The sequence below is a fragment of the Sphingobium cupriresistens LL01 genome (genome assembly GCF_001046645.1).
GTDB lineage: Bacteria > Pseudomonadota > Alphaproteobacteria > Sphingomonadales > Sphingomonadaceae > Sphingobium > Sphingobium cupriresistens.
Map to the genome: position 1 here is coordinate 2,642,592 of NZ_KQ130434.1, position 13,321 is coordinate 2,655,912.

Annotated in this window: 11 protein-coding genes and 1 riboswitch; of the genes, 2 read left to right on the forward strand and 9 right to left on the reverse strand. The window is 66.5% G+C overall.

Translation table 11 applies throughout. The features are described 5' to 3' along the window. Positions 1-4: 4 nt before the first annotated feature. The gene (locus tag V473_RS12745) at positions 5-1,210 is read left to right on the forward strand and encodes a penicillin-binding protein activator (RefSeq protein ID WP_066604615.1); all 1,206 of its coding nucleotides are present in this window, start codon (positions 5-7) and stop codon (positions 1,208-1,210) included. A gap of 30 nt (positions 1,211-1,240) precedes the next feature. Here the strand turns inward: V473_RS12745 and V473_RS12750 are convergent, their stop codons facing one another. Beyond that, positions 1,241-2,020 carry an ABC transporter ATP-binding protein gene (locus V473_RS12750; RefSeq protein ID WP_066604618.1) on the reverse strand — a complete coding sequence of 260 codons (780 nt, stop codon included), beginning with the start codon at positions 2,018-2,020 and terminating at the stop codon, positions 1,241-1,243. Beyond that, the gene (locus V473_RS12755; protein ID WP_066604621.1) at positions 2,014-3,012 is read right to left on the reverse strand and encodes a FecCD family ABC transporter permease; all 999 of its coding nucleotides are present in this window, start codon (positions 3,010-3,012) and stop codon (positions 2,014-2,016) included. The genes V473_RS12750 and V473_RS12755 overlap by 7 nt, the downstream gene beginning before the upstream one ends. An 83-nt stretch (positions 3,013-3,095) precedes the next feature. Here V473_RS12755 and V473_RS12760 point away from each other — a divergent pair, with 83 nt between their 5' ends. Further along, positions 3,096-3,905, forward strand: coding sequence for an ABC transporter substrate-binding protein (locus V473_RS12760; RefSeq protein WP_066604624.1), 810 nt, complete (start codon positions 3,096-3,098; stop codon positions 3,903-3,905). Between the two features lie 36 nt (positions 3,906-3,941). On the opposite strand, the gene V473_RS12765 is transcribed toward V473_RS12760, so the two are convergent. From V473_RS12765 to V473_RS12795, 7 genes are all read right to left on the reverse strand, one after another. Beyond that, positions 3,942-5,789: a TonB-dependent receptor plug domain-containing protein gene (locus V473_RS12765; protein WP_066604626.1), complete on the reverse strand. Its 1,848-nt coding sequence runs from the start codon at positions 5,787-5,789 to the stop codon at positions 3,942-3,944. A gap of 165 nt (positions 5,790-5,954) precedes the next feature. Continuing rightward, positions 5,955-6,168: riboswitch (cobalamin riboswitch) on the reverse strand. Positions 6,169-6,237: 69 nt separating this feature from the next. Beyond that, complete coding sequence (gene fdhD, locus V473_RS12770; protein WP_066604628.1) at positions 6,238-7,050, reverse strand: formate dehydrogenase accessory sulfurtransferase FdhD; 813 nt, start codon at positions 7,048-7,050, stop codon at positions 6,238-6,240. A 28-nt stretch (positions 7,051-7,078) separates the two neighbouring features. Then, positions 7,079-7,384 (reverse strand): formate dehydrogenase subunit delta, encoded by a 306-nt coding sequence (locus V473_RS12775; protein WP_201785499.1) that lies wholly within the window; start codon positions 7,382-7,384, stop codon positions 7,079-7,081. Between the two features lie 10 nt (positions 7,385-7,394). Next, a complete protein-coding gene (gene fdhF / locus V473_RS12780) occupies positions 7,395-10,241 on the reverse strand; it encodes a formate dehydrogenase subunit alpha (protein ID WP_066604630.1) in 2,847 nt (948 codons plus the stop codon). Further along, positions 10,238-11,839 (reverse strand): formate dehydrogenase beta subunit, encoded by a 1,602-nt coding sequence (locus V473_RS12785; protein WP_066604634.1) that lies wholly within the window; start codon positions 11,837-11,839, stop codon positions 10,238-10,240. Before V473_RS12785 ends, fdhF begins: the two co-directional genes overlap by 4 nt. Further along, positions 11,836-12,288 (reverse strand): NAD(P)H-dependent oxidoreductase subunit E, encoded by a 453-nt coding sequence (locus V473_RS12790; RefSeq protein WP_066604637.1) that lies wholly within the window; start codon positions 12,286-12,288, stop codon positions 11,836-11,838. The genes V473_RS12785 and V473_RS12790 overlap by 4 nt, the downstream gene beginning before the upstream one ends. Positions 12,289-12,386: 98 nt before the next feature. Next, complete coding sequence (locus tag V473_RS12795; RefSeq protein WP_066604639.1) at positions 12,387-13,289, reverse strand: LysR family transcriptional regulator; 903 nt, start codon at positions 13,287-13,289, stop codon at positions 12,387-12,389. Between the last annotated feature and the right edge of the window lie 32 nt (positions 13,290-13,321).

Here is a 13,321-nt window from a genome sequence, read left to right on the forward strand (position 1 = left end):
CCAGATGACAGAGACGGATGCCCCCCGGCAAGCAAATGTGTTCGCTGCCATGAAGCGCGGCGCGCGCTGCGCCTTCATGGGGGCGGCGCTGTTCCTGGCCGCCTGTCAGTCGATCGTGCCCAAGGGGCCGGCCCCCGCGCCGCCCACCGGCCCGGTCCAGCCGACCGGCCCGGAAGTGGTGCAGGGCCTGCCGACCGACGCCATGCGCCATCGCGTCGCGCTGCTGGTGCCGATGAGCGGTCCCAATGCGGGCGTCGGCCGATCGATCGCCAACGCCACTACGCTGGCGTTGATGGATACCAAAACCGACAGGGTTCGCATCACCACCTATGACACCGCGCTTGGTGCGGCTGCGGCGGTGAACAGGGCGCTGGCCGATGGCAACCGCCTGATCCTGGGACCGTTGCTGGCGGAGGACGCCCGTGTGATCGGGCCTATCGCCGCGCGCGCCAATGTCCCGGTCATCAGCTTCTCCAACGATAACAGCGTCGCGGGCGGCGGCGTCTATATCATGGGTTACAATCCCACCCAGTCGATCGAACGGGTCGTCGGTTTCGCCCGCGAAAGAGGCCTGAGCCATTTCGGCGCGCTGATCCCCCGCGGCACCTATGGCGAACGGGCGGGCAATGCGCTGCTGCGCGCGGTCGAGCAGGCTGGCGGCACCGTCGTGTCCATGCAGACGTTCGACCGCAGCCCCGCCTCGATCACGGCAGCGGTCAAGAAATTGCAGGCGTCATCCAGCTATGATGCGCTGCTGATCGCCGACAGCGGCCGCGTCGCGCTTCAGGTCGCGCCGATCGTGCGCAAAAATGGCGGCGCGACCGCGCGCCTGCTCGGTACGGAACTGTGGAATACGGAAGGCACGCTGGCCGCCAGCCCGGTGCTGCGCGGCGCCTGGTTCGCCAGCGTTTCCGACACGCTCTATCGTCAACTCGCGACCAAATATCGCGCCCGCTATGGCGCATCCCCCTTTCGCCTGTCCTCGCTGGGCTATGATTCGGTGCTGCTGACCGTCCGCATCGCGCAGGACTGGAAGCCCGGATCGCCCTTCCCCGCCGCGCGCCTGCGCGACGCGGGCGGTTTCTCCGGCATCGATGGCGCCTTCCGCTTCAACCGCGCCGGCGTCGCCGAACGCGCGCTGGAAGTCAGCGAAGTCGGCGCTGGTGCCGTGACCGTCGCCGATCCTGCACCAAGGGGGTTTGGGGAGTAATCCAGACCCCGTTCGCTTCGAACGGATATCTTATTCGTTAACCCGCGCCATCGGCACAATCAGCGGCACGTCCCCGTCCCGCTCGATCCGCGCCGTCACGCCATAGACCCGCGCCAGCGCACCCGCCGTCAGCACGTCCATCGGCGCGCCATCGGCCACCAGCGCCCCGCCGTCCATCAGCAGCAGCCGGTCGCAATAACGCGCCGCCATGCCGAGGTCGTGCAGCACCGTCACCACCAGCGCCCCGCCGCGCGCCTCGCCGCGCAGCAGGTCCATGACGTCGATCTGATGCCCCGGATCGAGCGCGGCCAGCGGCTCGTCCGCGATCAGCCCGTGCGCGCCCACCGCCAGCGCCCGCGCCAGCAGCACCCGCGCGCGTTCGCCACCCGACAATTCGGTCGCGGTCCGACCCTTCAGATGCTGCACATCGGCCCGGACCATCGCCGCCTCGATCACCGCTTCATCATCCGCCGACATCCTGGACAATGGCCCCAAATGCGGCAATCGCCCCAGCGCCACCAGCCGCTCGACGCTGAGCGGCCAGTGCAGCGTCTGGCCCTGCGGCAGATAGGCGACGGCGCGCGCCATCGCCCGCCGGTCGAGCCGCGTCACGTTCTGTCCGTCGATCAGCACCCGCCCCGCCTGCGGCTTGACCAGCCCCAGCAGCGCGCGGATCAGCGTGGACTTGCCCGCACCATTGGGACCGATCACGCCCACCAAAGCCCCCGGCTCCAATCTCACGTCCACATCCCGCACCGCTGCGTGGCGGCCCAGCCGCACCGTCAGCCCCTGCGCCGATATCGTCACCATAGCCGCCGCTCCCGTATCAGATGCGCCAGGAAGACGGGCACGCCCAGCAGCGCGGTCACCACCCCCAGCTTCAATTCATTATTGGTCGGGATCAGCCGCACCCCGATGTCCGCCAGAGTCAGCAGCGCTGCGCCGCCCAGCATGGACGGGACCAAAACGGACGATGGCGACCGGTCGGTCAGCGGTCGGACCAGATGCGGCACGATCAGCCCGACGAACCCGATCGCCCCCGACACCGCCACCGCGCCGCCTACGCCGATCGCCACGCCCAGCATCATGCGCAACCGCGCGACCGACAGGTTGACGCCCAGCGCCTGCGCGCCATCCTCGCCCAAGGTCAGCGCATCGAGCGTCCGCCCGTCCGCAATCAGCAGCGCCGCGCCCACGACGACGCAGGGCAGCGCGATCCAGACATGGGCATAGCTGCGATTTTCCAGACTCCCCATCAGCCAGCTCATGATTTCCATCGCAGCGAAGGGATTGGGCGACAGGTTGAGCGCCAGGCTGATCCCCGCCCCCGCCAGCGTCGCCACGGCGATGCCGGCCAGGATCAGCGTCAGTGGGCTTTCCACCGTGCCCGACAGCGCGAACAGGGTCAGGATGGCGACGAGTCCGGTCAATATCGCCAGCAGCGGCAATATCATCGGATGCAACTGCGCCAGCCCGAAATAGAGCGCGCAGACAGCCCCCAGCGCCGCCGCATTGGACGCACCCAGCACCGACGGCTCAGCCAGCGGATTACGCAGATAACCCTGCAACGCTGCCCCCGCCAGCCCCAGCATCGCGCCGACAACCAAGCCCAGCAGCATCCGCGGCAAACGCAGGTCCAGTATGATGGTGCGGGCGACCGCATCGCCGCCGCCGGTCAGCACAGCCCAGACGCGCGCTGGACTGATCGCCACCGCGCCCAGCAGCACGGAGCCGAAGGCGGTGCCGAAGACCAGCAGCAGCAAGCCGGGGATCAGCAACGGATGATGGCGGCGCGCGGTCACTTGCGCGCGCCTTGGCGGTTGGCAATGCCGCGTGTTCCTGCGAAGGCGGAATCAAGTCCCGCTATTGGATTCAACACGCTTCCATGATCCGCCCCCTGATGATCGCGGCAACCGCCCTGCTCGTGCTTGCCGGCACGTCCGCATCGGCCGCCCCGCGCCGCATCGTGTCGCTCAACGTCTGCGCCGACCAATATCTGCTGGCCCTCGCCGATCCGACCCAGATCGCCGCGCTCAGCAGCAACGCCCGCGATCCCGAACTCTCCGCAGCGGCGATCAAAGCGCGCGGTTTCCGCACGCTGCGCCGTCCCGCGGAGGAAGTGCTGGCGATCCGCCCCGACCTGATCCTGGGTTTCCCGATCGGCCCGAATGCGGTAGCGGGCGCGCCGCCGGGCCAGTGGCGCACGCTCGGCCTCGCCAGCGCCGACAGCTATGCCGCGATCCTCGACCAGATCCGCCAGGTGGCGCGCGCCATCGGGCATGTCGATCGCGGTGAAAGACTGATCGCGGCCATGAACCGCGACCTCGCCGCCCTTCCTCGCCCCAAACACAGCGGCGTCGCGGCCTATTATCAGCGGCGCGGCTATATGACCGGCACCGGCACGCTGATCGACGATCTGATGCGCCGCATGGGCCTCACCAACCTGGCGGCAAAGCTCGGCAAGCCCCCGCTGGCGCAGGTGCCGCTGGAGGAAATGGTCGCCGCGCGCCCCGAATGGCTGATCGTGGAAAGCGCCACCGACCGCGTGGTCGATCAGGGCACCGAAATGCTGCACCACCCCGCGCTCGCCGCCGTTCCGCGCATCAGCCTGCCGCAAAGCTGGACCGTGTGCGGCGGCCCCGCCTATGTGCAGGCGGCGCGCACCATCATGGCGCGACTGAACGCGCCGCGCTGAAGGGGCAGGCATCACGCCCGCCCCCTTGCCTGTCGATCAGAAGCGAACACGCACGCCGCCATAGGCAGCGCGGCCATAGGAGCCATAGCCATAGGCCGTCTGGTACGTCTCATCGAACAGATTGTCGATGCGACCATAGACTTCCAGATGCGCGCCCAGCGGCATCGAGGCCCGCACCCCGGCCAGCGCATAGCCGTCCAGCCGCCGCGTATTGGCCGCATTGTCGAAGCTGTCGCCCACCATCGTGACCGTCGCGCCGGTCGACAGGCCGAACGACCAGACATAGTCGGCCGACACGCTCACCGCATTGGCGGCGCGGCGGGCCAGGCGATTGCCATAGTTGGCCGACCCCGCCGACCGATCCCGCGCATCGACATAGCTGTAGCTGCCGGTGACGGTCAGCGCATCGACCGGCTTCAGCGCGATCGACGCTTCCACGCCCTTGGCGCGGGTGCGGTCCAGATTATTATAACCGCCAAAGGGTGGCAGCGAGGAATCATAATTGATCTGGTCGCGCGTGTCGCGGCGGAACGCCGTAACCGACAGCATCGCCCGCCCGCCATCTAGGCTCTGGTCAAACCCGATGTCGTAGCTTTTCGACCGCTCCGGCCGCAGCGCTGTATTGCCGCTATAGATGTCATATAGCTGATAGAGCGAAGGCGCCTTGAATCCTTCGCCATAGCTCAGCCGCACATTGGTCGCGCCGCCATTGGGCGAATAGTTGGCGTTGGCGCCAAAGGTCGTCGCCCCGCCGAACTGGCTATGGTCGTCATGGCGCACGCCGCCGGTGACGGCCAGGCCTGCGAAGGGCTTGACGATCGCCAGCGCATAGACGCTGTCGATATTGATCTTCGCGCTCGCCGTGTCGCCAAAGCCGAAGAAATCATAGTCGGGCCGTTCATGCTCATAGCCAAACAGCAGCTTGGCCTGCTCGACCGGCGCATAGACGCCCTCATATTCGAACCGCAGGTTGGTGCCCGAATAGCCATAGTCTGGGTCGGTGCCGCGCACGAAATAATAGTCGCGGTCGTTGCGCAGATATGTGACGGCGGCGCGATTGGTCAGCTTGCCATCCAGCAGCGCCAGGTTGAGGCCCGCATAGCCGACATATTGGTCAAGCTTGCTCACATCGCTGCTGTCGGCAGGCGCGCCGAAGAAGCTGTCATAGTCGATGTCCGCATGGATATAATAGCCACGAAGGTCCAGGCTCAGCGCCTCGGTGAAATTCAGCGTCAGCCGCGCGTTGGCCGCGATATTCTCGGTCCCGTCGCGCTCCGTGCCCCCGGCTGCCGACGAAATGCCGTCGGTACGGAAATAGGCCGCGCCGATCCCGCCCGCGGCGATGCCGCTGGTGCCCGACACGTCCGCCTTGGCGTTCAGCGTATCGCTATAGCCATAGTCCACCGATGCGTTCGCGCCAAACCCTTCAGCCGGCACGCCGGTCATCACATTGACCACGCCGCCGATCGCCTGGCTGCCATGCACTACCGAGTTGGAGCCGCGCAATATCTCGATCCGCTTGATATTGCCGGTCAGCAAAGGCCCGAAATCATAACCGTCGCCGATGCCGCTGGGATCGTTGACCTTCACCCCGTCGATCAGCACCAAAGTCTGCGTCGTTTCCGCGCCGCGCAGCGACACGCCGGTTACCCCGCCGGTCGATCCGTTGCGGTTGAAGCGCACGCCCGGCGTCGTCGCCAGCAGGTCGACCACATCGATCGCCTGGCGCGTCTTGATCGTCTCCGCGTCGATCACGGTGATCGCCTGGCCGACCTCGTCGCGCGACTGCGCGACGCCCGTGGCGGTGACGACGATCTGGTCATCCTGCGCCAGAACCGGCGTCGCTACGATCAGCGCCACCAGAGAAATACCTGTTTTCAGCATATATACCCCCCGGCGCCTGTGCGACTTGGGCTGGGGCGTCCGCAACGCGGTCAGGCAGAGGCAAGGGATGGCGCCATATCCCGTCCACAACCCGATGCGGCCCCGGCCGCATGGCGTCGCTCGACGGAAAAACCACCGTGCCCTGGCCATCCCCTGGACCAAAGCAAGAGCGACCAAGCGCCGGCAGGTCTCCTGGCTCGCGGGTCGCAGCACGAATGCATAGCCTTCCCGGACATCGGTCCAGTGGCCGGTCTTTCGACCATATGCATCGCACTATCCGCTTACAGTTGCAGGGACAGCCACGGAATTGGGCGCTCGCACGCCCGCACCGCATTCCCGATTAAGCCCCTGACGGGGCACCGGCGCGATCATCTCGCAGGGGAAGCCAAGCCGCCCCTGCGCCGCGCGCTGTAGGGGAAAGCGGATGCAATGCCAAGCCGTCGCCGGTTTAGGGCAACAGCCTGTGGCCGCGCAGCAACAGCGCATCGCCCCGCGCCAGCACGACCAGCGGCAGGCCGGCCGCCTCCGCGCGAGTCGCGGCCAATCGCGTCGGCGCGGAAATGGTGACCAGCATCGGGCACTGGCTCAGCACCGCCTTCTCCACCAGTTCATAGGAACAGCGCGACGACAGCAGCGCGAAACCGCCGTCCCAGTCCGCCCGTGCCCTGTCTCCTTGGCGCGCCATCGCCCCGATCAGCTTGTCGAACGCATTATGCCGCCCGACATCCTCCCGCACCAACAAGATCGCGCCATCCGCGCCGACCCAGGCGGCGGCATGGGCGGCCCCGGTCGCCGCGTTCAACGGCTGATGATCGCACAGCCCCCCCAATGCGCGAAAGATGGCGGCGGGGTCCGCCCGCGATACCGCCGTCACCTTGGGCAGCGGCCTTATCGCCTGCTCCAGATTTTCGATCCCGCACATGCCGCACGACGACTCCGACACACGATGCCGCACTCGCTCCAGCAAGGCCTCGGTGCGGTCCTGCGGCAATGTCGCGCGCGCCACGATCCCCTGGTCGGTACGATGCGTGTCGACATCGAACGCCGCATCGCCCGGCCCGATCAGCCGCTCGGCCAGCGCAAAGCCCAGCACCAGATCGCCAATGTCACTCGGCGTCGCCATCAGCACCGCATAGCCGATGCCGTTAAATTCGATCGCGACCGGCACTTCCTCCGCCAGCGCGCGGGCGATCTCCTGCGTCCCGCCGTCCGGGGTCAGACGATCGAATGTCAGGGGGCTGGCGGCGGCGTCTTCCATCATCAGGGCGTAGCGGTGGACGGCGCGCCGCTCAACCGGCGTCGCAATGGCCCGTCTCGTCCACCGCGTTGAATTGCGTCGCGTCGACATCAGGCGCCGCCCGACCCCGCGCCATCCGCGCGACGGCGGCCGCCACCATCGGCGAAAGCCGGTCGGGCTGGTCCTGCGCGATGGCGACGATCTGCGCCTTCATCCGCGGGTCCCAGAAACGGGTCAGATGCTCGGCCAGCGCTTCCGTCGCCTTCGCGTCTCCCATCATCGCCAGATTGCGCGCAATCTGGTGCGCCATATAGAGCAGGCGGTCCTCGGTGGACATGACATGGGTATCATCGCTCATATCCGCCTCCCTATTCGGCCGCTTCCAACGGCGCGATGCGGCGACTGTTGCGCGCCTGCCGCGCATAATCCTGCTGCCAGTCGCTCGGCCCGTTCGACGCCATCACCTGCACCGCCGTCACCTTATATTCCGGGCAGTTGGTGGCCCAATCGCTATAGTCGGTGGTGATGACGTTCGCCTGCGTCTCCGGGTGATGGAAGGTCGTATAGACCACGCCCGGCGCGACCCGCTCGGTAACAAGCGCGCGCAGCGTCGTCTCCCCAGCCCGGCTGCGCAAAGTCACCCAGTCGCCGTCCTTCAGGCCGCGATTGTCCGCATCGCTCGGATGCATCTCCAGCCGATCCTCCGGGTGCCAGGCGGTATTGGCGGTCCGCCGCGTCTGCGCCCCGACATTATAGTGGGACAATATCCGCCCCGTCGTCAGCAACAACGGGAAGCGCGGTCCGGTCTTCTCGTCGGTCGGCACATAGTCGGTGACGACAAACTTGCCCTTCCCCCGCACAAAGCCGTCTATGTGCATGGTCGGCGTCCCGTCGGGCGCTGCGTCATTGGCCGGCCATTGCAGCGATCCTTCCGCCTCCAGCCGGTCATAATGCACGCCGGCAAAGGTCGGGGTCAGTGCCGCAATCTCATCCATGATTTCGGACGGGTGGCCATAGGTCCAGCCCAAGTCCAGGGCGTTGGCCACCAACTGCACGATCTCCCAGTCGGCATAGCCATTCAGCGGGGCCATCACCTTGCGCACCCGCTGGATGCGCCGTTCCGCGTTGGTGAAGGTGCCGTCCTTCTCCAGAAATGTCGATCCGGGCAGGAAGATATGGGCGTAATTGGCGGTTTCGTTCAGGAACAGATCCTGCACCACCACGCACTCCATCGCCGCCAGCCCGGCTGCGACATGATGGGTATTGGGATCGGATTGCAGGATATCCTCGCCCTGCACGAACAGGCCCTTGAACGTCCCGTCGGTCGCGGCGTCCAGCATGTTGGGGATGCGCAATCCCGGCTCGGCGTCCAGCGCCACGCCCCATGCCCGCTCGAACATGCTGCGCGTCGCGGTGTCGGACACATGGCGATAGCCCGAAAATTCATGCGGGAAACTGCCCATGTCGCAAGCGCCCTGCACATTATTCTGCCCCCGCAGCGGGTTCACGCCCACGCCCTCGCGTCCGACATTGCCGGTCGCCATGGCCAGGTTGGCGATGGCCATGACGGTGGAGGAACCTTGCGAATGTTCGGTGACGCCCAGCCCATAATAGATCGCGCCATTACCCCCGGTGGCATAGAGCCGCGCCGCCGCACGCACCTCGTCCGCCTTCACGCCGGTCAATGGCTCGATCGCCTCTGGCGAGCGCGCTGGCTCCGACACGAACTCCGCCCAATCGGCAAATTCGTCCCAGTCGCAGCGCTCGCGAATGAACGCCTCGTCATAAAGCTTCTCGGTCACCACCACATGGGCGATCGCGGTCAGCATCGCGACATTGGTGCCGGGCCGCAGGGGCAGATGATGCTCCGCCGCAATATGGGGCGATTGCACCATATCGGTACGGCGCGGGTCGATGACGATCAGCTTCGCGCCCTGCCGCAACCGCTTCTTCATGCGGCTGGCGAACACCGGATGCCCGTCGGTCGGGTTTGCGCCGATCACCAATATGACGTCGGCCGCCATCACGCTGTCAAAATCCTGCGTCCCCGCCGATGTGCCGAACGTCTGGCTCAACCCATAGCCGGTCGGCGAATGACAAACGCGCGCGCAAGTATCGACATTATTATTGCCGAACCCCTGTCGGATCAATTTTTGAACCAAAAAGGTTTCTTCATTGGTGCAGCGGCTGGACGTGATCCCGCCGATGCTGCGCGTCCCATATTTCGCCTGAATCCGGCGAAACTCGCTCGCGGTATAGGCGATCGCCTCGTCCCACGACACTTCGCGCCACGGCTCGCTCACCGACGCGCGGATCATGGGGTTCAGGATACGGTCCTGATGCTGGGCATAGCCCCAGGCGAAGCGGCCCTTGACGCAGCTATGGCCCCGATTGGCCTTGCCATCCTTCCACGGCACCATCCGCACCAGTTCCTCGCCCCGCATTTCCGCGCGGAACGTGCAACCCACGCCGCAATAGGCGCAGGTGGTGACGACGGCGCGATCGGGCGTGCCGATCTCCACCACCGCCTTCTCGATCAGCGATGCGGTCGGACAAGCCTGCACGCACGCCCCGCAGGACACGCATTCGGACCCCAGGAAATCCTCGCCCTGCGACGCCGAAACCTTGGAGTCGAACCCCATATTCTCGATCGTCAGCGCAAACGTCCCCTGCACCTCCTCGCAGGCGCGCACGCAGCGCGAACAGACGATGCATTTGCTGGGATCGAAATCGAAATAGGGGTTCGACTGGTCCTTCGCCTGCCCCATATTGGTCGCGCCGTCATAGCCATAGCGCACGTCGCGCAGGCCGACCGCGCCCGCCTGATCCTGCAATTCGCAGTCCCCGTTCGCGCCGCAGGTCAGGCAGTCGAGCGGATGATCGGAAATATAGAGTTCCATCACCCCGCGCCGCAATTGCTTGAGGCGCTCGGTCTGCGTCCGCACCACCATGCCGTCCGCGACCGGCGTGGTGCAGGACGCCGGATAGCCGTTGCGCCCTTCCACCTCGACCAGGCAGAGGCGGCACGACCCGAAACTCTCGACGCTATCGGTCGCGCATAATTTGGGGATCGACCCGCCGGTCAGCGACGCGGCCCGCATGATGCTGGTGCCTTCGGGCAGGGTCACGCTCTGCCCGTCGATGGTCAGGGTGACGGACTTGCCAGTGGCGATCGCCGGCGGCGTGCCATGGTCTGTTTCGCGGTTGAAGCTCATTCCGCGGCCTCCTTGATGGGCGCACTCGCACCAAAATCTTCGGGAAAATAATCGAGCGCGCTCAGCACCGGATAAGGGGTGAAGCCCCCCAGCGCACAGAGCGACCCATATTTCATCGTATCGGCCAGATCGCGCAGCAGGCTGGTCTGCGCCTCGATCGACACATCGATCCGGTTCGGTGCCCGCGAGTAAAGCGCCCTATCCAAATAGCCCTCCCCCGTTCGGGCTGAGCCTGTCGAAGCCTTCCCCTTATCTTCAGGGTGAGACGTGTCCCGCGCCCCGATGATCCGGTCCATAATCTCCACCCCGCGCGTCGATCCGATCCGGCAAGGCGTGCATTTGCCGCAGCTTTCCGCAGCGCAGAACTCCATCGCGAAGCGCGCCATATGCGCCATGTCCACGCTATCGTCGAACAGCGTGATCCCGGCATGGCCGATCAACCCGCCCGCGGCCGCGAACGCCTCATAGTCGAACGGCAGATGGAACATGCTCGGCGGGAAATAGGCGCCCAGCGGCCCGCCCACCTGCACCGCCCGCACCGGCCGCCCGCTCGACGTGCCGCCGCCGATATCGTTCACCAATTCACCCAGCGTGATGCCGAAACCGACCTCATACAGCCCGCCATGCCGCACATTACCCGCCAGTTGCACCGGCATGGTCCCGCGCGACCGGCCGAACCCGACCGCCGCATAGGCATCCGCCCCCTGCGCCAGAATGAACGGCACCGCCGCCAGGCTCAGCACATTGTTGATGACCGTCGGCCGCCCGAATAATCCCTGAAGCGCCGGCAGCGGCGGCTTGGCGCGCACCTGCCCGCGCTTGCCCTCGATCGAATCGAGCAGCGCCGTCTCCTCGCCGCACACATAGGCGCCCGCCCCCTCGCGCACCTCCAGCGTGAAGGGCGCGACGATGTGCGCCGACGCCGCGATCGCCGCGCGCATCGTCGCGATCGCGAACGGATATTCCGACCGGATATAGATATAGCCATGCCGCGCGCCGACCGCATGAGCGGCAATCGCCATCCCCTCGATCAGGCAGAAGGGATCGCCCTCCATCAGCATCCGGTCGGCGAAAGTGCCGCTGTCGCCCTCGTCCGCATTGCAGACGATAAACTTCTCGTCAGCAGGCGCGTCCAGCACCGTCTGCCACTTGATCCCGGTCGGGAACCCCGCACCGCCGCGCCCGCGCAGCCCCGACGCCTTGACCGTATCGACCACCTGTTGCACCGCCTGCGCCCGCGCCGTCCCCAATCCTTGCCAGCCACCATGCGCCGCATAATCCGCCAGGCTCAGCGGATCGATGACCCCGCACCGCGCGAAGGTGAATCGCCGCTGCCCGACAAAGAAAGGCAGGTCCTCCACCTTCCCCAACCGCGCCGCGTGCGCGCCGTCCAGCACCGCCGCGACATCGCCCGGTCCCACAGGACCAAAGCCGATCCGCCCCAGGTCCGTCTCCACCTCGACCAGAGGCTCGATGCTGAACAGCCCGCGCGATCCCGTTCGCACCACCTCGCACCCGGCATCACCAAAGGCCCGCGCCACATCGTCCGCGCCCAGCGCCACCGACGCCATGTCGCGGCTCACAAACACGCGCGTCATGCCGCCACCTCCAGTGCGATCCGCTCCAGCGCGGCCGCATCAATCCGCGCCACCGGCCGTCCGTCGACCAGCGCATTGGGACCGATCGCGCACAGGCCCAGGCAATAGACCGGCTCCAGCGCGACCTGCCCGTCGGCCCGCGTCGCGCCCATCGCCACGCCCAATCGCTCCGCCGCCGCCTTTTCGATCGCCGCGGCGCCCCGCGCCTGGCAACTTTCGGCTCGGCACAGCTTCACCACATGCCGCCCCGGCGCGACCCGGCGAAAATCATGGTAGAAGGTGACGACCCCATGCACATCCGCGCGGCTGAGGTTCAACGCCCTGGCGATCGCCGGCACCCACGCATCGTCGATATGGCCGGCCTCTTCCTGCATCGCGTGCAGCAGCGGCAACAGCCGGTCGCGCGTCGCGCCGTGGCGCGCGGTCCATGCGCCGATAAATTCTTCCATTTCTACCCTGCCTTCTGGCCCGAATTTTGGGTGCGATCCTGCGCCCCGGCCATCAGCGGGTCAAATCGAAGTCGTCCATCTTTGATAGAAAGGTTCTATCAGGAAATTCGAAAGCCCGGCGGCAGGCGCATTTCGCGCGCGACCCCCAGCACCGCCTGCGCCAGCGGCCCCATCGGCGCGCTGTCGGACACGATCACCCCGACCCGGCTGCCTTCGTCCGTCTGGGGCATGGCGTGGGTCCGCGCCCAACTCAGTCCGTCCAGCAAGGTCGCATGACTGTCGGGAATGATGGAGCAAAGCCGACCCTGCTGCACTAGCCCCAGCAGCGCCACATAGCTGTCCGCCGTCGCCAATGGCCGCAGCGCCAGCCCCCGCTCGGCCAGCCGCGCATCCAGAATCCGCCGATTCTGCATCCCCTGATGCAGCAGGCAGAGCGGCAATATGGCCAACCCCGCCCAGTCCAGCGGATCGGGCACCACCACGCCATCGACAGCGCTCACCAACATCGTCCGCTCGACATAGAGCGGCACCGACAGCGCATGGGCGGGCGGCTCGAAATCGAGATAGGTTAACCCCGCATCCAGTTCGAACGCCGCCAGATCGCGCTCGATCTGGCGCGACGTCGACGCCCGGATCGACACGTTCAAACCCGGATGCCGCGCCTGCATCGCCGCGACCAGGCATCCGATGGCGGGCATCGCCGCCGGAATCGCGCCCAATCTGAGTTCTCCCCGCAACGGCCCGCGCGCCGTCTCCGCCGCCTGCCCCAGCGCCTCGGCCGCCGCCACCAATTGCCGCGCCCATGGCAATATCGCCTCTCCCTCCGCGGTCAGCCCGCCATATTTGCGGTCGCGCCGGATCAGCCTCTTGCCCAATTGCGTCTCCAGCGTGACAATCCCGGCGGACAAAGTGGGTTGCGACACATTGCAACGCGCGGCGGCGCGGGCGAAATGACCTTCGCGCTCCAGCGCCAGGAAATATTCGACAAGGCGGGTCTGCATATCGCCACCTTATGCCTTATAGAGCATAGCTA